Source organism: Chryseobacterium sp. HNCC26DJ241 (assembly GCF_057180505.1).
In genome coordinates this window covers 1-23,855 of the sequence record NZ_JBXUGL010000032.1, presented here as the reverse complement: position 1 = coordinate 23,855, position 23,855 = coordinate 1, and the positions used below count along the sequence as shown (strand labels likewise).

16 protein-coding genes are annotated in these 23,855 nt (G+C 32.2%); all 16 read left to right on the top strand.

Annotation, left to right across the window (positions count from 1 at the left end; translation table 11 throughout):
* Complete coding sequence (locus AC2A1C_RS13220) at window positions 1–993, top strand: glycosyltransferase family 2 protein (RefSeq protein ID WP_484026272.1); 993 nt, start codon at window positions 1–3, stop codon at window positions 991–993.
* Window positions 990–2,147 (top strand): polysaccharide pyruvyl transferase family protein, encoded by a 1,158-nt coding sequence (locus AC2A1C_RS13215; RefSeq protein ID WP_484026270.1) that lies wholly within the window; start codon window positions 990–992, stop codon window positions 2,145–2,147. The genes AC2A1C_RS13220 and AC2A1C_RS13215 overlap by 4 nt, the downstream gene beginning before the upstream one ends.
* Window positions 2,147–3,337, top strand: coding sequence for a glycosyltransferase (locus AC2A1C_RS13210; protein ID WP_484026269.1), 1,191 nt, complete (start codon window positions 2,147–2,149; stop codon window positions 3,335–3,337). Before AC2A1C_RS13215 ends, AC2A1C_RS13210 begins: the two co-directional genes overlap by 1 nt.
* Before the next feature lie 2 nt (window positions 3,338–3,339).
* Window positions 3,340–4,233, top strand: coding sequence for a glycosyltransferase family 2 protein (locus AC2A1C_RS13205; protein WP_484026268.1), 894 nt, complete (start codon window positions 3,340–3,342; stop codon window positions 4,231–4,233).
* 3 nt (window positions 4,234–4,236) lie between these two features.
* Window positions 4,237–4,797: an acyltransferase gene (locus AC2A1C_RS13200; protein ID WP_484026266.1), complete on the top strand. Its 561-nt coding sequence runs from the start codon at window positions 4,237–4,239 to the stop codon at window positions 4,795–4,797.
* Between the two features lie 34 nt (window positions 4,798–4,831).
* Entirely contained in the window at window positions 4,832–5,998 is a 1,167-nt protein-coding gene (locus AC2A1C_RS13195) for a glycoside hydrolase family 88 protein (protein ID WP_484026264.1), read from the top strand.
* A 143-nt stretch (window positions 5,999–6,141) separates the two neighbouring features.
* On the top strand, window positions 6,142–7,002 hold the full coding sequence (locus AC2A1C_RS13190) for a glycosyltransferase family 2 protein (RefSeq protein WP_484026263.1): 861 nt from the start codon (window positions 6,142–6,144) through the stop codon (window positions 7,000–7,002).
* A gap of 23 nt (window positions 7,003–7,025) precedes the next feature.
* Entirely contained in the window at window positions 7,026–8,147 is a 1,122-nt protein-coding gene (locus AC2A1C_RS13185; protein WP_484026261.1) for a glycosyltransferase family 4 protein, read from the top strand.
* The gene (locus AC2A1C_RS13180; RefSeq protein WP_484026259.1) at window positions 8,148–9,254 is read left to right on the top strand and encodes a glycosyltransferase family 4 protein; all 1,107 of its coding nucleotides are present in this window, start codon (window positions 8,148–8,150) and stop codon (window positions 9,252–9,254) included.
* Complete coding sequence (locus AC2A1C_RS13175; protein WP_484026258.1) at window positions 9,254–9,814, top strand: serine O-acetyltransferase; 561 nt, start codon at window positions 9,254–9,256, stop codon at window positions 9,812–9,814. The genes AC2A1C_RS13180 and AC2A1C_RS13175 overlap by 1 nt, the downstream gene beginning before the upstream one ends.
* A 1-nt stretch (window position 9,815) precedes the next feature.
* A complete protein-coding gene (locus AC2A1C_RS13170; protein WP_484026257.1) occupies window positions 9,816–10,913 on the top strand; it encodes an EpsG family protein in 1,098 nt (365 codons plus the stop codon).
* A complete protein-coding gene (locus AC2A1C_RS13165; protein WP_484026255.1) occupies window positions 10,901–11,947 on the top strand; it encodes a glycosyltransferase family 2 protein in 1,047 nt (348 codons plus the stop codon). The genes AC2A1C_RS13170 and AC2A1C_RS13165 overlap by 13 nt, the downstream gene beginning before the upstream one ends.
* Window positions 11,935–13,056: a glycosyltransferase family 1 protein gene (locus tag AC2A1C_RS13160; protein WP_484026254.1), complete on the top strand. Its 1,122-nt coding sequence runs from the start codon at window positions 11,935–11,937 to the stop codon at window positions 13,054–13,056. The genes AC2A1C_RS13165 and AC2A1C_RS13160 overlap by 13 nt, the downstream gene beginning before the upstream one ends.
* Complete coding sequence (locus AC2A1C_RS13155; RefSeq protein ID WP_484026252.1) at window positions 13,056–13,949, top strand: glycosyltransferase family 2 protein; 894 nt, start codon at window positions 13,056–13,058, stop codon at window positions 13,947–13,949. The genes AC2A1C_RS13160 and AC2A1C_RS13155 overlap by 1 nt, the downstream gene beginning before the upstream one ends.
* 7 nt (window positions 13,950–13,956) lie before the next feature.
* Window positions 13,957–15,093 (top strand): glycosyltransferase family 4 protein, encoded by a 1,137-nt coding sequence (locus AC2A1C_RS13150; RefSeq protein WP_484026251.1) that lies wholly within the window; start codon window positions 13,957–13,959, stop codon window positions 15,091–15,093.
* A gap of 326 nt (window positions 15,094–15,419) precedes the next feature.
* The coding region (locus AC2A1C_RS13145) for a beta strand repeat-containing protein (RefSeq protein WP_484026250.1) at window positions 15,420–23,855 on the top strand (8,436 nt) is incomplete at its 3' end.

Sequence of the window (23,855 nt, the reverse complement as noted above, 5' to 3'; positions counted from 1 at the left end):
TTGTTTCAAATTTCAGTTGTTATCCCAATATATAATGCTTCAGATCATATAGATATTTGTTTAAAAAGTATTATCAACCAAACATATAAAAATTTAGAAATTATATGTGTGAATGATGGTTCCAAAGACAATTCTTTAAAGTTATTAGAAGAATTTAGGAATACAGATTCAAGAATCATTATTATAGACCAACAGAACAAAGGTGTAAGCGAAGCCAGAAATGCAGGTTTGGAAATGGCTAATGGTAAATATGTTGCTTTTGTAGATGCCGACGATACCATAGAACATGATTTTTTTGAAAAGTTTATAAATGCTGCCGAAACTAATAACGCTGAAACCGTTTTTGCAAATAACCCTACCTTTAATAATCAAAGAATTGAAAGGAGCAAAATTCTGCAAATAATCCTTCCGAAATATTTTAATTCGGATGAGTTTAATTCTGTTTGGAACAAATTATTTCTAAATTCTATCATTAAAGAGCATCAGATCAAATTTCCTAAAAACCAAACGCATGGTGAAGATGCAGTGTTTAATATTTTATACTTACAGTATGCGCAGAATATATTTTTTATAAACTATTCTGGCTATCATTATAGAGAAATTGAAGGAAGTGCAACAAGAAATATAAGCAAGTTTGATTATTTGGATAAAATTATAGAAACCTATCAAAAGGATTGGACTCAAATCATTAATGCAAAAAATCTTCCGGAAAACTTGTCTGTTTTAAAAAAGCAAAAATTGATAAAAACAGTTATCCCGCTTATTTATATGTACTCAAATCCAGATAATAATTTATCTTTTTTTAAAAAAATCCAGAAAATATCTACCATTACCAATAATACGATTGTGTCATCAGTTTTCAATGAAGATAACTCAGATTTGGTGTCTGAATTTGGAAAGTATGAAAAGGAAATTTATGTTTCCATTAGAAAAAAAAAAAATATTAAATTATATTTGCTGTCATTGTATAGCTATTACAGAAATAGAAGATGAACAGAATACTTATGTTTTTTCACGGTGGAAGCCAAAACAGAGGCTGTGAAGCCATCGTTAGAAGTGCTGTAGAATTAATTAAACAAAAAAAACAGAACACCGTAATTGATCTGGCATCCCAGAAACCGGAAACAGATTCTGTAATTCCAAAGCTGGATGGTATTTTTTTAGATAAAAATGTGGACATTAAAAAATTTTCTTTTAATTGGCTAAAATCAAGCATTAAGATAAAATTTTTTAAAGACGAATCTTTTTTCTATGAAAAAAGACACAAAAGTATTATAGGAAAAATTAGCAGTTATGATATATTGCTTTCCATTGGTGGGGATAATTATTGCTATGGTGAACAACCGGGAATTTATGAAATAGATAGACAAATAAAAAAAAGGAATAAAAAACTGATTCTTTGGGGAGCTTCAATAGGAGAGGAAGATCTATCTGAACAGAAAATTCGAGATTTGAAAACCTTTGATCTTATATTGGCAAGAGAAAGTTTAACTTTTAATATTCTTAAAAATGCAGGTTTAGACAATGTTAAATTAGTTGCGGACGGAGCTTTTTTGATGGAAAAAAAAGAATTGCCTGTACCAGAGAATTGGATAGAAGGTAAAACAGTTGGATTTAATTTTTCTCCTTTGGTTTTCAAAAAAAATCCTGCTTCCAAAGTTGCTTCGGAAAAACTTTTGGAGCATATCTTGAGTACAACTGATTTTACAATTTGTCTGGTTCCTCATGTTATTGATAAGGGGAATGACGATTCTGAAATTCTTGCAGAATTTTATGAAAAATATAAATCGTCAAATCGGATTATTTTGCTTCCCAATAATCTTAATGCCATAGAGTATAAAGGATATATTGCGAGAATGAAATTTTTTATGGGGGCAAGAACACATGCTACAATTGCGGCATATTCTTCATTGGTTCCAACAATGGTTTTGGGCTATAGCGTAAAATCCAAAGGAATTGCGAAAGATATTTTTGGTGAAGAGAAATTGGTTTTGGATCTTTCCGAAATTTCAGATTCACAAAAATTAATTGCAAAATTCGAGGAGATGAAAAATGAGGAACATTTATTAAGAGAAATTTTAAAAACTAAAATTCCCGAGATACAGAAAATGTCTGAAAAAGCAGCAGATTATTTGTTTGAATTGTAATGAAAAAAAAACTACTTTTTGTAATTCCTGCATTGGATCTTGGCGGAGCTGAAAAAAGCTTTGTTAACTTACTCAATTCCTTTGATTTTTCTAAATACAATGTTGATGTTTTTTTGCTTACAAAAACAGGAATTTTTTTAGATTTGCTTCCCAAAGAAGTACGCATTTTAGAAGAATCTAAGGATTTCAAAAATTTTTCACAGCCCTTTTTTTTATCATTAAAAACATTTTTTAGACAAGGTAAATTTCAATTGTTTTTGCAGAGATTTTTATTTGCTTTGAAATCGTATCTCATCAAAAATCCTGCTCATTTAGAACAATATTCTTGGAAAAATCTTAAATATTTCTTTCCGGAAAACTCCGAAAAATATGATGCCGTTATTGGATATTTAGAAAAAACATCAATATATTATGTAGTTGACCGTACTATTGCTTCAAAAAAAATTGGTTGGATTCATACTGATTTAGAATCATTGAATCTTGATTTTGATTTTGAAAAAAAATATCTGAATCAATTGAATCACATCGTTATTGTTTCTGATGGATTAAAAGAACGTTTTATCAAAAAAAGTCCTGAATTCGCAGATAAATTATTCACCATTGAAAATATAAATTCGAAAAAAATAATTGACCAGTTGTCTGAAGAGTCTACAGATTATGTTTTCGATAAAGATTATTTCAATATTATCTATGTAGGAAGATTGGCAAAAGAAAAAGGTCTTTTCAATGCGTTGGATGCAATAGAAATTTTAATAAAAAAAGGTCATAAAATTAAATGGATATTGTTGGGAAATGGTAATAAAAAAAATGAATTGCAGCAGTTGGCAGATAAAAAAGGAATTAATGAAAATGTGATTTTTCTTGGCGCAAAAAACAATCCCTATTCCTATATAAAGCAAGCAGATTTATATATATTGCCTTCTTTTTATGAAGGAAAGTCTATTTCTTTAGAAGAAGCTAAAATTCTTAAAAAACCAATTGTTGTTACTAATTTTGCATCGGCAAAAGATCAAATTGAAGATCAGAAAACAGGCTTAATTGCTGACATGACTCCGCTTTCTATTGCAAATAAAATTGAACAACTTATAATAGATGTAGATTTAAGAAGAAAATTTGAACTTCAATTGGAAAATACCGCTAAAGGCAATGATAACGAAGTTTTGAAACTTTACGAAATTTTGAATAGATAATGATGCCAAAAAGTATAACAATTTTTACAGCAACTTATAATAGAGCACATCTACTTGGAAGGCTTTATGAAAGTTTGTTGCTTCAAAAAAATAAAAATTTCGAATGGCTCATTATAGATGACGGAAGCGAAGATGATACAGAAAAGGTTGTTAACCAATTTATTCAAGACGGGAAAATTGAAATTAATTATTTTAAAAAAAATAATGGAGGAAAACATACCGCTATCAATTTCGGGGTAGAAAAGGCTAAATATAATTTGTTTTTTTTGATAGATAGTGACGATTATCTTGCAGAAAATGCTTTGGATATACTCTTTGCAAATTGGGATAAAATAAAATATAATCCTAAAATTTGTGGAATTGTTGGTTTGTCTTCCTATGAAAGCGGAACTATTTGCGGTGACCAATTTCCTAAAGAAAGTTGGCAGGTTTCCTTTTCAGATATGTATTTGAAATATAATTTAAAAGGAGATAAATCCGTTGCTTTTAAGACATCTGTGATGAAAGAATTTCCTTTTCCCGAAAAAGAAGGAATTCGTTTTGTTTTTGAAGCTGTTGTATGGCATGAAATGGCAAAAAAATATGATATTATTGCGGTAAATAAAATTTTTCAATTTATAGAATATCAAGAACATGGAGTTAGTCATAGCTATTATAGAAATTGGTATGTAAAATCTTTGGCTTTTTCTTATTTTCAGCTGATTAAGAATAATACATATAAACAATATCCGTCGCATTTTTTGTGGAATTATATTCATTTAGCTATCAATTCATTGCTTTCCAATGATTTCTATTTCAGAAAATTACCTGCTCTCAAAGATAAAGTACTATATTTAGTTTTATTTCCAAGAGCATATTACGGTTATTTGAAAATGAAAAAATTAATAACAAATTAAGACATGCTACGAAAAATCTATAATAAAATTTATAACAAAATCAAAGGAATCTCTGATGAAGAACTTACATTGCAAGCCAACATAAAAAACGGAATGAAAGTTGGAAAAAACGTGAGTGGATTGATAAGCTGTACAATAGATTATGGGCATTCTTGGTTGATAGAAATTGGCGATAATGTAGTTTTTGCACCTCAGGTTTATCTTTTAGCACATGATACAAGTACAAAAGTATCTTTGGGATATGTAAGAATCGGGAAAATAAAAATTGGTAATAATTGCTTTATCGGGGCAAGAAGTTTTATCATGCCAAATGTTGAAATAGGAGCTAACTCTATTATTGGAGCCAATAGTTTGGTTACCAAATCTTTTCCCGAAAATGTTGTGATTGCAGGAAATCCTGCCAGAATAATCTGCACTGTGGAAGAGTATAAAAAGAAAATAAATGAAAAATTTAGCATCTCTCCCAAGTTTGATAAAAACTATACACTTTTAGGTGGTATTTCGGATGATATGAAAATAGAGATGATAGAAAAGATGGTGAATGGAGAAGGTTTTGTAATTTGATTTTGTGGTTTTAGTTTTAGGAAAAATTTTGTTTGTGTTTTATTTACTACTTCTAATAGTTATTTTAGTATCTATTATTTTAATGATAGATGTAATTCCTCAATTTTATATTTGGCAAAGCAGAATAAAAATAGGAAGGTTTTTGGATGAAAAAGATTGGGAGCAAAAAGTTTTTGAAATCTCTAAAAAATGGCTTTTTGAGACACCAACTGCAAAACAAATGGATAATGAAAGACTCATTTTTTTTGATATTTTAAAAGGGAATTATAAAAAAAAATCAATACAAGCTTGGCAAGAAGCAGCATTGTTATTAGGTTTGAATGAAAGATATGAAAAAACGAATGATCCGATTTTAAAAAATAGATTGGTAGATTTTGTAAAATTGAAGATTACAGAGTCTGGAAAATGGAAAGATATTCCAAAAGAAATTGATACTGCCATATTGGCATTTGCAATTTCCAAGCTTTCGTTTTTAGATCATGAGAAATTAAAACCCGCTTATGATGAAATCTACCAACTAATCTTGACCTTAAAAGGTGAGGATGGAACAATTGCTTACAGAAAACATGTTTCCGATTTTCGATTTGTAGATACGATTGGTTTTATTTGTCCTTTCTTGGTAAATTATGGACTTAAATTTAACCGACTTGAGGCGATAGATTTGGTTATTAATCAGATTAAAGAATTTGAAAAGTTTGGAATGTTGAATAATACTTCTATTCCTTGTCATACTTATAATATTAAAACAAAATTTCCTGCTGGACTTTTCGGTTGGGGAAGAGGAGCTGGTTGGCTTGCAATAGGATTAACAGATACATGGAAATTATTGCCTGAAAATCACCTTGAAAAAATATACTTGCAAAATTTTGTTAAGAATCTTGTATTGTCTGTAATTCCTTTTCAGAAAGAGAATGGTAGTTTTGGTTGGAATTTTTTGGATAATAATTCTCAGTCAGATTCTTCTACGTCAGCTACATTAGGATGGCTTTTTACCAATGCGAAAGAAATTCCGGAAATTTCTGAAATTAGCGAGAAAGCTTACAAAAAATCTATCAATTATCTGAGATCAGTTACCCAAAGAAACGGAGCTATAGATTTTTCGCAAGGAGATACAAAAGGAATAGGTATATATTCTCAGAATTTTGAAATTTTACCATTCACACAAGGTTTTTGTTTAAGATGTTTGAATTTTTTAAAATAAGTTGAAGGAAAATAAATAACTAGCTAAAATTTTCTATTAAAAATGTAAATAATTGATATAACGTTCTAAAAAAGTATTGTTTATTTTAAAAACGATTACAGGTTTTGGATCTAAGAACGTCATGTTATAAACCTTAATCTACTATGAATTTTCCTCAACCATTGCTATCTATTATTGTTATCACATATAATCATGAAGATTATATTGAAGAAACCTTGAATGGCATTCTCCAACAGAAATGTGATTTTCATTATGAGGTTATAATTTCTAATGATTGTTCTACTGATGCGACGAATAAAATAATTAATAATTTTATTGACAAAAATCCGCAGTGCGATATCAGATATTTTAATCATGAAAAGAATTTGGGAATTATGCCAAATTTTATATTTGCATTACAGCAAGCGAAAGGTAAATATTTATCAATTTGTGAAGGCGATGATTTTTGGATAAACCCACTAAAATCTCAATTGCAAGTAGATTTTTTAGAAACACATAAAGAGTTTAATTTTTCGGTTGGTAAAGTATATAAGCTTGTTAATGGAGAAATGAGATTTAGAGATAGTGTTGATCCTTCGAAGAAGTCAGAATATCTGTTGAAGGACTATATGAAATGCTTGTTTTCGCAAACTTCTTCTTTTGTTTTAAGAAATAGGTTTGAAATACCTGATTGGTTTCAATTTGTACATGCAGGAGATCAATCTTTAGTTGTAATAGCAACAAAAGATAAAAAGATAAAATATCATAATGAATTTTTTTCTGTATATAGAATAAATGAAGGAAGCATATCCAATAATACTGATCCTAAAATTGCTTATGATAAAAGCGTTTTCTTTCTGAATTCCATTAATGATTTTACAAAAAAGAAATATAATAGATATATTGCGATGCGTAAAATCAATAATTATTTATTTTATTTAATGAAGAGAATAAATAATCCTATTACTGATATTTTTTTTAAAGTAGTAATGTTTGCCAATTCAAAATTGATAAGCAAAATATAATACAGTAGAATTTTTTTAGAAAAATGAAAAAAATACTTTATATCACTAATTCTATTAATGGTTCTGGTGGATTAGAAAGAGTCTTATCAATAAAAGCTTCAAAACTTGCTGAAGATTTTGGATATAAGGTATACATTTCTTCACTCAATGAAGAGGTGATTTCTCCATTTTATCCGTTTAATGAAAAAATCACATTTCGTTCTATCATTACAAAACCAGGAAAAATCAATTATTTTTTTTCCTATATTAAAGGATTAAGACAGCTGATAGAAGAAACTAAACCAGATATTATCTCTGTTTGCGATGACGGTTTTAAAGGTTTTTTGTTACCCAAATTATTGAATGTAAAAGTTCCTATCATTTATGAAAGACACATTTCTAAAGATGATATACTGATACAAGAAGGAAATGAAAATAGTTTTCTAAGAAAATTAAAGACTCGATTAATGGATTTCTTTTCCAATGATTTTGATGCATTTGTAGTACTTACGAACGGAAATAAAAAAGAGTGGAGCAATACAAAAAAAGTGAAAATCATTCCTAATCCACTTTCTTTTTATCCAGAAGAATCCTCCAAATTAATAAACAAAACTGTAATTGCTGTTGGAAAGCAAGGATATCAAAAAGGCTATGACAGGCTTTTAAAATCTTGGAAATTGATTATTGACCAAAATCCAGATTGGAGACTGAATATATATGGAAAGGAAATCCCTGCACAAAAGCTGAAAGAGCTGTCCGAAAAATTGGGAATTCAATCTTCAGTACTTTTTTTTGATCCCGAAAAAAACATTCAAGAAAAATATTTAGAATCCTCTATCTTTGTTCTCAGCTCACGTTTTGAGGGTTTCGGAATGGTAATTATTGAAGCTATGAGCTGTGGACTTCCAACAGTTTCATATGATTGTAATTATGGCCCAAGCGATATTATTTCCAATGATGAAGATGGATTTCTAGTAGAAAACGGAAATATTGAAGCATTTGCAGAAAAACTCCAGATTCTTATGAATGATTTTGAGTTGAGAAAAAAAATGGGAGATAAAGGAAAAGAAAATGTAAAGAAATATCTTCCCCAAAATATTGTAAAACAATGGGACGATTTATTTAAGAATTTGTTGAATAAAACTAACTTTAAGAAGGAATCCTAAATGAATCTTGTATATACAACAGACCAAGTTTATCTACACGGAGGAATTGAAAAAGTACTCTCCCAAAAAGCGAATTACTTTGCAGATGTATGTGGATATGATGTTACTATTATAACATATAATCAAAGGAACCATCTTCCATGTTATCCCTTCAGTAAGAAAATTAGATTTATAGATTTAGGAGTTGACTATGAAATAGGGATAAGTTATTTTCATCCAAAGAATTTGATTAGGATGAGAAAACATATTTTTGCTTTGAAAGAAACATTGAAACAGTTAAAACCTAATATTCTAATTAGTGCTAATTTTGGTCCTGATTTTTATTTTCTTCCTTTCATAAGTAAAAGTATTCCGAAGATAAAAGAAATTCATTTCACAAAATATTTTATGTCCTTAGATAATTCTCTTAGGGCAATAATTACAAAGAAATATTTTAATTTTATTGAAAAAAAATATAGCAAAATAGTAATTTTGAATGAAGATGAAAAAAGATATTATTCATCAAATAATTTTGAAATAATTCCCAATCCTGCGGAAGTTGATAACAGAAAATGCGAATTGAAAAATAAGAAAATAATTGCGGCGGGAAGAATTGGATATCAAAAAAATTTTGGAGATATAATATTAATCGGAGAAAAATTATTTAAAAAATTTCCTGACTGGGAAGTTCATATTTATGGAGATGATTATGCAGGTACAAGGTTGGAATTGGAAAAAAAAATCAACTCTTTAAGTTTGGGTGAAAATATTATTTTTAAAGGAACGATCTCCGACTTGAAACAAACTTTTTTAGATTACAGTATCTATATGATGACATCTAAACATGAGACATTTCCCATGGTTTTATTAGAAGCATTGTCAGTAGGTCTTCCTATAGTTTCATATAATTGTCCAACAGGTCCGGACAGAATTGTAACTGATGGTGAAGATGGTTTTATAGTTGAGTATAATAATTTGGAAGAATTTGAAATTAAAATTGAAAGATTGATGATGGATGAAAATTTAAGAAGAACGATGGGGGAAAAAGCTATTAAAAATGTTAAAAGATTTTCTATTGAGAAAGTAATGTCACTTTGGAATGATTTAATTTTCAGTAAGAAAAGATAATGAGGGTATTTTATTTGTTTGGTCAGTTTTTATTTTTACCGCACATTTTGCTGTATTTGTCTTCTTCAAAAAAAGATGAAATCCTTCATGATCTTTATGCAAAGAAGACGATCGAAAATTCGCCGGTGAAGCAGATATATGATTTGACTCTGGAATTGCTGCTGAGCAAGTATTTTAGAACTTTGTTTTATTATCGTACTCATGGTTTTTTTTCAAAAATTTTAAGAATATTCTATCCAAAGGAAAAATCTTTTATCATAGATGTTCATACAAAACTTGGAAAAGGCGTAAAGCTGGCACATCCATATTCCACAATACTTAATGCTGAAAGTATAGGAGATTATTCATATATTAATCATTTGGTGACTGTTGGCGAAAAAAACGGAAAAAAACCTGTGATTGGTAACAATGTAGAACTTCATGCCAATTGTATGATAATTGGGGATATTACAATTGGTGATAACTCTATTATCGGAGCAGGAGCAGTTGTAGTAAAGGATATACCTGAAAATAGTGTGGCTGTAGGAAATCCTGCAAGAATAATCTCAAAAAAAGAATAAGATGTTTGATTTTGTTCCTATAGAAAGTTATATTTCAGTATACTATCATGCATTATTTTTTATAAGCATTTTAATTTTTTTTCAATCACAAAACTTTAGCCTTTCAGAAGAATCTACAATAAGGATTTCGTATGCATTAGGTTATTTTTTATTACTTGCTATTATTCTTTATATGGGAACCCGACCGGTAAATTATCGTTTTGGCGATATGGTGATTTATAATAATACATATAAAAAGTTGCAGTTAGGAATAACTCCGAAAATCACTAAAGATTATTTTTTTAGTTACTTTATGGTATTTTGTTCTAAAATAATGAGTCCGACTGTATTCTTTTTGTTGGTTGATATATTATATATTCTTCCATGCTATATCTTTTCAAAAAAACATTTTGGTCGATACTGGATGTTTGTTTTTTATATGTTTATTGCTAGTTTTTCATTTTGGACGTATGGTACAAATGGAATACGAAACGGAATGGCAACTTCACTTTTTATTCTTGGTTTATGCTTTTATCATAGCAAAATATATATGTACGTCCTGTTTTTTTTATCCTATGGTTTTCATAATTCTTTAATAATACCAATAGCGGCTTTCATTACGTCAGGTGTTTACAAAAATCCTAAAATCTATTTGTACATTTGGCTTGCGGCAATACCACTATCAATTGCTGGTGGAGGTTTTTGGGAAAACTTTTTCGCAAGTTTGGGTTTTGGTGATGATAGAGCAAGTAATTATCTTACGAAACCGAGTGAAGCTGAAGCGCAATTTTCCTCTACCGGATTCCGATGGGATTTCGTATTGTATAGTGCTTCTGCTGTATATGCAGGATGGTATTTTATTTTCAAGAAAAAAATTATAGATAAATTTTATATTCATCTTTATGGAGTTTATATTATTTCCAATGCATTCTGGATCTTGGTAATCCGTGCGAACTTCTCTAATCGTTTTGCATACCTATCATGGTTTTTAATGGCTCCTGTAATTGCTTACCCAATTTTAAAATATAAAGTATGGGAAGATGATCAGCACAAAAAAATAGGAGGTATTGCGTTTGCATATTATTTATTTACCTATATCATGTATCTATGGAAAGGATAAAACCGGATATCTCTATTGTAATTCCTTGTTACAATGCTGAAAGATATATTGAAATATGCATTAACAGTATTATAAACCAAACATATAGAAATATAGAAATCATTTGCATTAATGATGGATCTACGGATAATACACTGAAAAAATTATTAGATTTCCAGCAAAAAGACAATAGAGTAAAAATTATAGATCAGAATAACAAAGGAATAGCTTTTACCAGATATATTGGAATAAAAAATGCACAAAGTGATTGGATAATGTTTGTGGACAGTGATGATTATTTGGATTTGGAATGCATTCAAAGTGTTTTCAAAGAAAGTAGAGAAGGATATGATATTATTAGTTTTTCATATAACAGAATCTACAAAAACAAAATTTTACCAAGAGAAATAAGTGAAGGAATATTTGATGCAGAATTTTTACAAAGAAAATTAGTGGGTTTGTTTAATGATGAATTTTCAGAGTTTTTAAGTATAGATTCATTCGCTCCAATGTGGGGGAAAGTATATCAAAAAAAATTATTTGATGATCATTTGGAAATTATAAGTTTAGATGAAATAGGGACTTGGGAAGACGGTATTATGAATTTGCAAATTTTAGAAAATGCACATAAAATAAAAATTATTAATAAGCCTTATTATAATTATGTAAAAAATCAAAACTCATCCATAACATCTTCCTATAAAGAAAATCTTTATAAAAAATGGATATATAAATTTAATTGGATAGAAGATTATCTCATCAAAAATAATAAGCCTAAGGAATTTTTTCGAGCACTGAATAACAGAGTCTGTATTACTTTTTTCAACCTTACTATTAATGAAACATTTGGAAGTAAAGATTTTTTTGATTTGTATCGTAAAATAAAGCAAATACAATATGATGAATTCTATCAGAAAGCTTTCTTGGAGTTTTCATTAGGAAATATGCCTTTTCCTTGGAGGCTGTTTTATTATTTTGCAAAAAAAAATTATATATTGCCACTTACAATTTATACGTATACCGTTAGTATTTTATTAAAGAAATGGAACAAGTAAACGATCCAATCCGTATTTTACAAGTTTTCACGATACTTAATCAAGGGGGTGCTGAAACCAATTTGATGAATTATTATCGTAATATGGATCGTAGAAAAATCCAGTTCGATTTTTTGGTTCATCGGAAAGAAGGAGTTTATGAAAAAGAAATTTTAGGATTAGGGGGTAAAATTTTTCGTTTACCGGAAATTCATCCTTTAAGACTCAGAAATTATAAAAAAGCGGTAAAACAATTTTTTGACGAAAATCCCGATTATCAGATTGTTCATGGTCAGCTGTCCGAGTTAGGATTATTTATTTATCAGGAAGCGAAAAGAAGAAAAATTCCCGTCATTATTGCACATGCTCATAATTCTAAAATGGATTTGGACAAAAAAGCCGCTTTCAGATTTGTTTGGAAAAGAAGAATGCGAAACTATATCAACACGTATTTTACCTGTGGTGAAGATTCTGCAAAATGGTTATTTGGGAAAAGAAGAGCCGCAAAATCATATCAAATGAATAACGCTATTGATACAAAAAAATTTCAGTATAATGAAGAAGTAAGAACAAAAATAAGAAAGGAATTAGATGCTGAAGAAAGCTATAATTTTTTTCATGTGGGAAGATTCAACACGCAAAAAAACCACTTTTTTTTGATTGATGTTTTTTCCGAAATTATCAAGAAAAATAAGAATTGTAAACTTTTTTTGGTAGGAGAGGGCGAGCTAAAAAATGAGATAATAGCAAAAGTCGAAAAATTGAATCTCGCGGATAAAGTTATATTTCTAGGATTGCGAACTGATGTGAACGAGTTGCTTCAGGGAATGGATGCTTTTTTATTTCCGTCTTTGTTTGAAGGTTTTTCTGTAGCTTTTGTTGAAGCTCAAGCATCCGGAATTAAATGTTTTATTTCTGATGGAATTCCAACAGAATCAATTTTAATCGAGAAAAATGTCGAAATAATTTCGTTGAAAGACTCTCCTGAAATCTGGGCGAAAAATGTCACCGTAAAAATGATGTATGAAAGAGAAAATACTTCAGAGATCATTACGGAAAAAGGATATGACATTCATGACAATGTCAAAAAATTAGAAAAGAAATATTTGCAGTTACTGAAAAGAATTTGATGAAAGTTTTAACCGTTTTTACTCCTGCCTTTAATCGTGCTCATCTTTTGCCACGCTTATATGAAAGTCTAAAGAACCAGACTTTAAAAGAATTTGTATGGCTTATTGTGGATGATGGATCTACGGATAATACTAAGGAAGTTGTTGATGGATTTATGCAGGAGAAAATTCTTGAAATTGTATATGTTTTTCAGCAAAATCAGGGAATGCATGGAGCGCATAATACCGCCTATAAAAATATAAAAACGATACTCAATACGTGTATTGATTCCGACGACTTTATGCCCACAAATGCTGTGGAATTGATTCTAGAAAAGTGGCATTCTATGGATCAGAAAAAATACAGCGGAATAATAGGATTAGATGCTGATTTACAAAATAGGATCATCGGTTCAAAATTTCGTACAGAAACCACTACATTGGAAGGTTTTTATCTGAGCGGCGGAACGGGAGATAAAAAATTGGTTTACAGAACGGACGTAATGAATCGTTATCCTGAATATCCTCTTTTTAAAGGGGAAAAATACGTAGGATTGGGTTATAAATATCTTCTGGCGGATGAGGATTATGAAATGGTCACTTTAAATGAAGTTTTGGTAAATGTGGATTATCAGGAAGGAGGTTCATCTCTTAATATGTTCCGGCAGTATTATAATAATCCAAAAGGTTTTGCATTTATAAGAAAGCAAGGAATGGTGTTGTCAAAATCAAGAAAGAAAAGGTTCAAAGATGCAGTACATTATGTTTCAAGCAGTTTTTTGTCTAAAAACAAAAATTTTTTAAATGAGTCACCTAAAAAATTCTTAACTCTTTTAGCAATACCATTTGGAAGTATTTTATATGGTATAATTTTATTTAAAAACAGAAAGCAGTCTAAAAGCAAAGAGCTGTAACTGATATATGAAAAAACTATTTCGGATTTCCACAGTACCCATTTCTTTGAATATTTTACTAAAGGGGCAACTGAAATATTTGAATCAATTTTATAATGTAACTGCTATTTCCGGAAAAGGAAAAGATTTGGATGAAGTTGTGGAAAGGGAAGGTGTGAGAGTACATCCGATAGAAATGCAACGCCAGATTTCTCCTTTAAAAGATGTTGTAACGCTTTGGAAATTATACCATTATTTTAGGAAAGAAAAACCGGATATTATACATTCTATTACTCCAAAAGCAGGATTGCTCAGCATGATTGCCGGAAAATTTGCAGGAGTTCCTGTACGAATGCACACGTTTACGGGATTGATATTTCCTTACAAAAATGGTATTCTAAAAAGGATATTGATTTTTATGGATAAAATCTTGTGTCATTTTGCTACACATATATATCCGGAAGGAGAAGGGGTAAAAAAAGATTTAATAAAATTTAAAATCACAAAAAAACCATTAAAGATTATTGCAAATGGCAATGTCAATGGAGTAGATTTAGAGTATTTCAATCCAGAATTATTTTCGGAAGAGGAAATGCTAATTTTAAAACAAAAACTGAATATACTGGAAGAAGACTTTGTTTTTATTTTTGTTGGCAGATTGGTGCGAGATAAAGGAATTAATGAATTGGTTTCTGCTTTTACAAAAATTGAATCTTCAGTTTCTTCAAAACTTCTTTTGGTTGGATCTTTAGAACAGGAGCTAGATCCGTTGCTTCCTGAAACGATTCGGGAAATTGAAAATAATTCCAATATTATAAGTGTAGGATTTCAGGATGATGTTCGTCCTTATTTTGCCATTAGTGATTGTTTGGTTTTTCCGAGTTATCGGGAAGGTTTTCCCAATGTGGTTTTGCAGGCAGGAGCTATGGAGCTTCCTTCAATTGTGTCAGACATTAATGGCTGCAACGAAATTATTGATGAAGGTAAAAACGGAATCATCATTCCTGCTAAAAATGAAAATGCTTTAAAATTAGCGATGCAACATATTCTTGTTGACAAAAGTTTTGCAAAAATTTTAAAAAGTAATTCCAGAAAATCTATAGAATCCGCTTACAGCCAATCATTAGTTTGGGAGGCAATTTTGAAAGAATATCAATGTTTGTAACCTTAATTTGAGGATTAAAAACGCTATTTTTATTTATTTTATTGTTTCTAAATCTTTATTTGTTGATGTAATTTATTTTGTGTTTTTTTATTTTCATTTCTATTATGGATTTAAAAAAATCGCTTAATGATCTATTTTATTTAATAAAATTATTTTTTTTTAGTCAGCTACAATTAATTCGAATAAAATTAAAATTGAATAAATTTTAATTTTTTTTTAATAAATATGACACTAATACAAAAATTATTATAATTTTGTTATCTATTCGTAATTTTTCAAAAAATAAAACTTAATAATATCAATAAGAAATAAAATTGCTTAAAAATATGGCGAAACAACTACTATCTTTAAAGAAAGGAAAGTTTTTTTCTTTTGCTTTCTTGTTTTTATTTGTCCTTGGATGGACACAAAACGGGATTATTGGCAGTGGCTTTACAAATGGATGGGCTGTATCAGACATTCAGGGCTTTAATGCAAGTGCCGGAACCTCAAGAATTTTTACAGCTAATCCAAAAGGTACAGGCAATCAGTTTTTCCGATTAGTAAGGAATTGGTCTGGTGATCTTAACCAATGGGGTAAAAATGGATGCGGTTCTGATCAAGACTGGACATCTGGTAATAGTACGACATACAACAATATGTCTACTTGTAATACAGATGGTGCATTTTTCATCACTTGTCCAAATACAACAGATAATTACGTATTTAAAACTCCGAATTCGGGAACATCAAGCAATGCGTTTGTTTACTTCAGGGTGCAAGGTGCAGTTCGTTCCGTCTCTTCTGTTGCAAGTACGAACCCAATTCCAAATACTAATGTTACAGTTACAGCTACTTTGGATGGTGCGTTAAGCACGGGTCAGGCTGTCTATTTACGTTATACAACAAATGCTTACTCTACTTCTACAGTTGTGCAAATGAGTGGTTCGGGAACTACATATACCGCTACTATTCCTGCAGCAACCAACACAGCAGGAGCAAACGTGAGCTATTATGTTTTCACTTCTGGAAATAGCAATGTGGCTACAAACGGTAGCAACGCTGATTGGTTTACCATCAACTTAAATAACAATAGTGGTTCTAACTATTCTTATACCGTATCTTCGAACCCTGTAACGGTTGTTTCAACCGGAGGTACTTCCACATTTGCAACTTACTCTACATTAGCAAGTGCTATTACCGCTATTAACGGAGGAACAATACATACAGGAACAATAACATGTTATGTAAATGCAGGATATACGGAAACAGCACCGGTCGGTGGATATAGTTTAACTGCAACTGGAACTTCTACCAATCCGATAACGTTTATTAAAAATGGAACCGGAGCGAATCCAATATTTACAGCTCCGACTCCACAGACGTCAGGTAATTTGAATGATGCAATCTTTAAAATCATTGGAGGAGATTATATTACCATAGATGGTTTTACGATGCAAGAAAATTCATCTAATACTACGACTACAGCTGCGTCTAATAATATGACGGAATGGGGTGTTGCGCTCTTATATGCTTCTGCTACCAATGGAGCACAGAATAATACAATACAAAATTGTACTATATCACTTAATAGAACATATACTAATACCTTTGGAATTTATAGCAATACAAGGCATACTGCTACTGCAGTAGGTACTACTGCGGATATTACCTCAGCAGCCGGAGCAAATAGTAATAATAAAATTTATTCCAATACCATTTCCAATGTAAATATGGGAATTGCATTTATAGGAAGTGGAACTGCTGCTTTTCAAGATGTTGGAAATGACATAGGAGGAAGTTCTTCATCAACTGGAAACACCATTACAAACTGGGGTGGAGCAGGAGCAACAAGTAGTTATATTTCTAATAGTGGTACATCATATTGTATATTTATAAATCATCAGACAGGTGAAAATGTATCATATAATACCATTACTAGTGCAACTATTTCAGGAACAGCAGTTACTTTAAGAGGTATTTTTAAAGATTATACTGCTACTGCACCTACAGGTACTTTTTCCTCAACTATTTCAAATAATACAGTTACGATTACAGATAACTTTACTTCTGGAACTCTGGAAATTATTAGAAGTCAGGGAATGACGGCTTTGAGTACCGCAACTATTAATATTAACAATAATACAATATTAAATACTTCGGTGGGAGGAACATCTTCCTCTACAACTATTGTAGGAATTGTAAACTCTTCTGCACCGGGTACTCTTAATATGAATAATAATATTATTAGAGGAACTACTTCTACGGCAACAACAGGAGGTTTCACAGGGTTGTCAAATACGGGTGCTGTTGTTAATGCTATTAATATTAATAATAACCAAATAGGTAATGCAAGTGGAAATGCAATTACTTTCAGTGCTGCGACAAGTGGTATTGTTACTGCAGTCACAAATACTGGGGGAGCTGCAACTGCTGCATTATCAATTACTGGAAATGATATTAGAGGAATTGTATATAACGTTGCAAGTACGAGTTCTCATAGTATATCTACACCAAATGCATATTTGATTAATACAGCTACAACGTTATCTCAAAATATTAGTTCAAATACATTTACTAACCTTAATGTAAATACTACTGGAAATGTAATTTTCATTTCAAATAGTGTAAATGCACCAACAAGTGGTTTTAAAACAATTAACTCCAATAGTATTGTAACTGGCTTTAACAAAGGTGGAGCAGGTGGATCGGTGATATTGTATAATGATGGAGGTTCTTCTACCTCGACTACTGCCCACCAAAACATGAACAATAATTTCTCCAATATTACCGTAACTGGTGCTACTACTATTATTGGTTGGTTTAACAATGATGGTGTAAGTAGTACGCCAACAAAAACAATTACCGGCAATACTTTCAGTAATTGGACATGTGGTTCTTCTTCTGTTACGGCATTACAAGCTAATTTTGGAGGTAATACTAATATGTCTAGTAATACAATCACCAATATTACAGGAACAGGAGCAATTACAGGGTTGTCACAAGGAGGTAGTGGAACTATTACTACATTAACACTTGCTTCTAATACTATTACGGGATTATCTTCTACAGGAACTGGTGGAGCCGTTACAGGTATAAGTAATAGTTCGCCAGCAACTACTACTAACATTAATGGTAATACAATTAATAATTTATCATCAACCAGTACAACTGCCACAGTTGCAGGTATCACAACATCAACAGCTGCAAATATTTATGGCAACACGATTAATACATTGTCATGCGTTGGTACAACTTCAGGGGTTGCAAATGGTATAATGGTAACGGGTGGAACAAATGGAACAACATATAATGTATATAAAAATAAAATTTATGATTTATCTACTACAGGAGCATTCACAACCACGCCTGGAGTTAATGGAATAGTATTATCTGGGAGTGCCTCTATAAATGCTAATGTGTATAATAATGTGATTGGTGACTTGAAAGCTCCTGCTGCAAATTCAACAGATGCTATTAGAGGAATTTCTATTACCGCAACAGGTACAACCAGTAACTATCGAATTTATTTCAACACAATTTATTTAAATGCTACGTCTTCTGGTACTAATTTTGGAACTACCGGAGTTTTTCATACTTTCAATACCACTTCGACAACTGCTGCTTTGGATTTAAGAAATAATATTGTTATTAATAATTCTACTCCAAAAGGAACCGGTTTAGCAGTTGCATTAAGAAGAAGTGCTTCAACTAACTTGAATAATTATGCAACTACTTCTAATAATAATTTATTTTATGCAGGTACACCAGGATCTAGTAATTTAATTTATAATGATGGCACTAATAGTGATCAGACTTTAACTGCTTTCCAAACAAGAGTATCAACAAGGGAAACTGTTTCACAAACTGAAAATACTACTTTCCAAAGTACTACAGGTTCCGATCCTAATTACTTGAGAATTGCTTTAGGAACTGCATCATTTGCGGAGTCTGGAGCTCAGACAATTTCCACACCAAGTATTACAGATGATTATTGGGGAATAACAAGACCATTTCCAAGTCCAGTAAATGGAGGTACATCTCCTGATATAGGTGCATCAGAGTTTGATGGTGTAAATCCTTGTACAGGAACACCAGCAGCTGGTACTGCAACGGCATCAGTTTCTACAATTTGTAATTCTGGATCTACAACAATTTCGGCTAGTGGGTACACCTCAAAAACAGGAATTACATTTCAATGGCAATCTTCTACAGATAATTTTGCTACAGTAATTACGGATATAGGAACTGCATCCTCAACATATTCTAATTATACCACGCCTACTATTACTTCTACTACTTATTATAGATTAAAAGTAACTTGTACCACAAGTAGCTCAACAGCTTATTCAAATATAGTAACAGTAACAGTAAATAATGCAACAGTAGCTACAACCACACCTGCAACAAGATGTGGAACAGGAACAGTGACATTAGGAGCAACAGGATCTGCAGGTACTACATTAAATTGGTATGATGCTTTAACAGGAGGTAATTTGGTAGGAACAGGAACAAACTTTACAACACCTTCTATTTCTACAACTACTAATTATTATGTAAATGCTGAACTAACAGGTAATGGGAATATTTCAATTTCACCAACCACTACAGAATTTAGTGGAAGTGTTTATCGATATGGCTTTGGTACAGGAGATTATAGACATCAATTAATTTATACTGCTTCAGAGCTTAGAGCTTTGGGACTAAGAGCAGGAAATATTACATCATTATCTTTTAATGTATCTTCTGTTGGTTCTGGTTCAGCAACGAATTATAAAATTAGTTTAGCCAATGTTACAAGTGCGTTACCACTTACTTCTACATTTAATACCGCAACAGGAACACTTGTTTATAATGCATCAACATATACTGCAGTTTCTGGAACTAACACACATACCTTTGGAACAGGAACAGGAGCATCATCTACATTTGCTTGGGATGGTACATCGGATATATTGGTAAATATCTGTTACACTGTTGCAGTTGTAGGAGGTTCTTCTACAGTTTCTGCAACAACACCTTCTTCGGTTAGCAACATCAACCTTTTAGGTACTACAGGTGCTTGTAGTGCTTCAGCCGGAGCAACAACATTTGCTAACCGTCCTTCTATTAGCTTCACGGGTCAGGTTGCCACATGTACAAGTTCACCAAGAACTCAGGTTACAGCAACTGTTACCACTGCTAATACTGTAACGCTAAGTAGTACATCTAGTACAATATGTAATGGAAGTTCATCATCATTGGTTACAGTTACATCCAATGTATCAGATTATGATACTTACACATGGGTAGCTACAACAGGAACGGGAGCGTTGCCAACTGGTGACCAGTCTACAGGTTGGACATTCAGCCCTACGTCTACTACTACCTATACCTTGACAGCAAGTAATTCTGTTACAGGTTGTGTATACAATAGTGTAACCTATACAGCTACTGTATTACCGGCATCTGCTACAATTAGTGCTTCTGGTGGAACATCCTTTTGTGGTTCAGGAAATCCTGGAACATTAAGTCTGACACCATCATCAGGATATGGAGCAGCGACCTATCAGTGGCAAAGTAGTCCGGATGGAAGCTCATATACCGATTTAAGTGGAGCAGTATCTTCTACGTATGCACCAGGAACCATTACAGCAACAACTTATTATAAAGTTATAGTAAAGGATAGTAATGGAAATACATGCCTACAGCCTACAGTACAGATTACTGTAAATAATCCACAAGTATTGACTACAACAGGAGGAACAAGATGTGGAACAGGTACAGTAGGATTATCAGCTACAGGATCTTCAGGAACGACATTATATTGGTATGATGCATTAACTGGAGGAAACCTTGTAGGAACAGGGACTAGTTTTACAACACCTTCTATTTCTACAACAACTAATTATTATGTTGAAGCCGGTGTAATTGGAAGTGGAACTGCTACAATAGGAACAGGTGCTTCAAATACTACAGCAACTACACAACCATCAGCATTTGTTAACCGTTGGCCGAGTTATAGAATTCAAACTATTTATACTGCGGCTGAGTTATCTGCGGCAGGATTAAAAGCGGGTAATATTACTTCAATGGCTTATAATATTACTTCACTTGGTGATGCCGCGACAAATGATAATTATACAGTTAAGATCGGTACTACAACATCGTCTACCTTTACCTCTACTACATGGGCATCAACAACTGGTTTTACAACTGTTTATCCATCAGCTACTTATACTCATACGTCTTCAGGATTACAAACGATACCTTTCTCTACACCGTTTGTTTGGGACGGTACATCAAATATTATTATTGATGTTACATATTCCGGAGCTGATCTTACGAACAATTCGATTACAAAGTTTACAACAGCAGCTAGTAAAGTCTTGCATTCAGATACTTCAGGTTCTACGGCAGCTACAGGAACAATATCCGGAAACAGACTTGATTTAGTCTTCACAGGTCAGGTTGCCACATGTACAAGTTCACCAAGAACTCAGGTTACAGCAACTGTTACCACTGCTAATACTGTAACGCTAAGTAGTACATCTAGTACAATATGTAATGGAAGTTCATCATCATTGGTTACAGTTACATCCAATGTATCAGATTATGATACTTACACATGGGTAGCTACAACAGGAACGGGAGCGTTGCCAACTGGTGACCAGTCTACAGGTTGGACATTCAGCCCTACGTCTACTACTACCTATACCTTGACAGCAAGTAATTCTGTTACAGGTTGTGTATACAATAGTGTAACCTATACAGCTACTGTATTACCGGCATCTGCTACAATTAGTGCTTCTGGTGGAACATCCTTTTGTGGTTCAGGAAATCCTGGAACATTAAGTCTGACACCATCATCAGGATATGGAGCAGCGACCTATCAGTGGCAAAGTAGTCCGGATGGAAGCTCATATACCGATTTAAGTGGAGCAGTATCTTCTACGTATGCACCAGGAACCATTACAGCAACAACTTATTATAAAGTTATAGTAAAGGATAGTAATGGAAATACATGTCTACAGCCTACAGTACAGATTACTGTAAATAATCCACAGATAACAGGAACAACTCCTGGAACAAGGTGTGGAACAGGTACAGTAGGATTATCAGCAACAGGATCTTCAGGAACAACGCTTAATTGGTATTCTGCTTCTACTGGAGGAACAAGTTTAGGAACAGGGACTAGTTTTACAACACCTTCTATTTCTACAACAACTGATTATTGGGTGGAAGCAAGTACTCCTGGCTCAATTCAAACAGGAGGTAGAAATGCTCCTACAGCAATCACTAATACAACACCATCATCTTATGGGCTGGTATTTGATGCAAGTACAGCGTTCACTTTGAATTCTGTGGATGTATATAATGGAACCACTTCTTCCGGAACATTTGTAATTCAGCTTCAAAATAGTTCTGGAACGGTTCTTCAAACGTCAACTACTTTTACTGCACCAGCAGGAACAGGAGTTTTGGCTACTACTACACCATACACAGCAAATTTAGGATGGTCAATACCTGTTGGAACCGGTTACAGAATTTTAGTAACTTCAGGTACTGCAAGTTTAATAAGAGAATTTTCTCCAGGTGGTTTTCCTTATGCTATCGGTAGTGTTGGAAGCATAACCAGCGGTTATATATCAGGAACTAGTACTACATATTATTATTTGTACAATTGGAAAGTACAAAAAGACTGTACATCTTCAAGAACAAAAGTTACGGCAACTGTTACCTCTGCACCTGCTATAACTCTGAGTTCTTCTTCAACTACGATTTGTAATGGAGATACATCTCCAACAGTTTCAATTAGTACAGGTTCTTCGAGTTATACGAATTATACTTGGTCTCCTTCAACAGGGGTAAGTGGTGATTCAACTACGGGATGGACATTCAATCCAACTGCAACAACAAATTATACTTTAACAGCCTCAAATGCTAATCCATTAGATTGTACTACAACAGCTGCATTTACAGTAAATGTAAATCCAACACCTTCTAATGTTACGATTACTTCAACAATTTCACCTGCAAGTGCTGATGCTTGTACTACAGATTATGTGAAATTAGATGCGACTGGTGGAACTACTACATCCCAAAGTATATTTTCTCAGAATTTTAATTCAGTTACAAGCGGTGTAGGCAATTTACCAGTAGGTTGGTCTAGAACTAATGCTTTTAGTGCTTTTGGATGGGGTGCTTCTGCTTCTAATGACGCTGGAGGTGTAGCAAATGAAATGGCATTATGGTTTAATTCACTCGGAACAGATGGTACGGGAGATTGGTACTTAAATAGTCCTGCAATTACTACTACAGGTTTTGTTTCAATGAAGGCATCCTTTAAATATGATCTAGAGTTTTTTGCAGCTGGTTCATTTGTGCTAAAATTGCAAACATCTACTGATAATTCAAACTGGACAGATAGATGGTCTCAAACGTTTACTAGTGTATCGGGTTCTGATGTATTTGTTAATACTCCGGCTGCAACAAATATTGATTTGTCAGCTTTAGACGGAGCCTCAACAGTTTATTTACGATTTGTTTTGAGCGGAAATTCTTTTAATCTTAATTTTTTCGCAATGGATGATGTCGCAATTACTGGTAATGCACAACAACCAGTCACTTGGTCTCCTACAACAGGATTATATACAGATGCTGGACTTACCACTCCTTATACAGGAGGAAATGCTCGAACATTGTATGCTGCACCTAGTGGAACTCAAAGCTATGTAGCAACTGCTTCCACAGGAACTTGTAGTAAAACAGCTAATGTAAGTGTTACAAGAAATAAATATGAA

What these genes read in the sequence shown, in the direction of transcription:
- AC2A1C_RS13215 (WP_484026270.1), top strand. Translation starts at nt 990, where the DNA reads ATGAACAGAATACTTATGTTTTTTCACGGTGGAAGCCAAAACAGAGGC.
- AC2A1C_RS13210 (WP_484026269.1), top strand. Translation starts at nt 2,147, where the DNA reads ATGAAAAAAAAACTACTTTTTGTAATTCCTGCATTGGATCTTGGCGGA.
- AC2A1C_RS13205 (WP_484026268.1), top strand. Translation starts at nt 3,340, where the DNA reads ATGCCAAAAAGTATAACAATTTTTACAGCAACTTATAATAGAGCACAT.
- AC2A1C_RS13200 (WP_484026266.1), top strand. Translation starts at nt 4,237, where the DNA reads ATGCTACGAAAAATCTATAATAAAATTTATAACAAAATCAAAGGAATC.
- AC2A1C_RS13190 (WP_484026263.1), top strand. Translation starts at nt 6,142, where the DNA reads ATGAATTTTCCTCAACCATTGCTATCTATTATTGTTATCACATATAAT.
- AC2A1C_RS13185 (WP_484026261.1), top strand. Translation starts at nt 7,026, where the DNA reads ATGAAAAAAATACTTTATATCACTAATTCTATTAATGGTTCTGGTGGA.
- AC2A1C_RS13180 (WP_484026259.1), top strand. Translation starts at nt 8,148, where the DNA reads ATGAATCTTGTATATACAACAGACCAAGTTTATCTACACGGAGGAATT.
- AC2A1C_RS13175 (WP_484026258.1), top strand. Translation starts at nt 9,254, where the DNA reads ATGAGGGTATTTTATTTGTTTGGTCAGTTTTTATTTTTACCGCACATT.
- AC2A1C_RS13170 (WP_484026257.1), top strand. Translation starts at nt 9,816, where the DNA reads ATGTTTGATTTTGTTCCTATAGAAAGTTATATTTCAGTATACTATCAT.
- AC2A1C_RS13165 (WP_484026255.1), top strand. Translation starts at nt 10,901, where the DNA reads ATGGAAAGGATAAAACCGGATATCTCTATTGTAATTCCTTGTTACAAT.
- AC2A1C_RS13160 (WP_484026254.1), top strand. Translation starts at nt 11,935, where the DNA reads ATGGAACAAGTAAACGATCCAATCCGTATTTTACAAGTTTTCACGATA.
- AC2A1C_RS13155 (WP_484026252.1), top strand. Translation starts at nt 13,056, where the DNA reads ATGAAAGTTTTAACCGTTTTTACTCCTGCCTTTAATCGTGCTCATCTT.
- AC2A1C_RS13150 (WP_484026251.1), top strand. Translation starts at nt 13,957, where the DNA reads ATGAAAAAACTATTTCGGATTTCCACAGTACCCATTTCTTTGAATATT.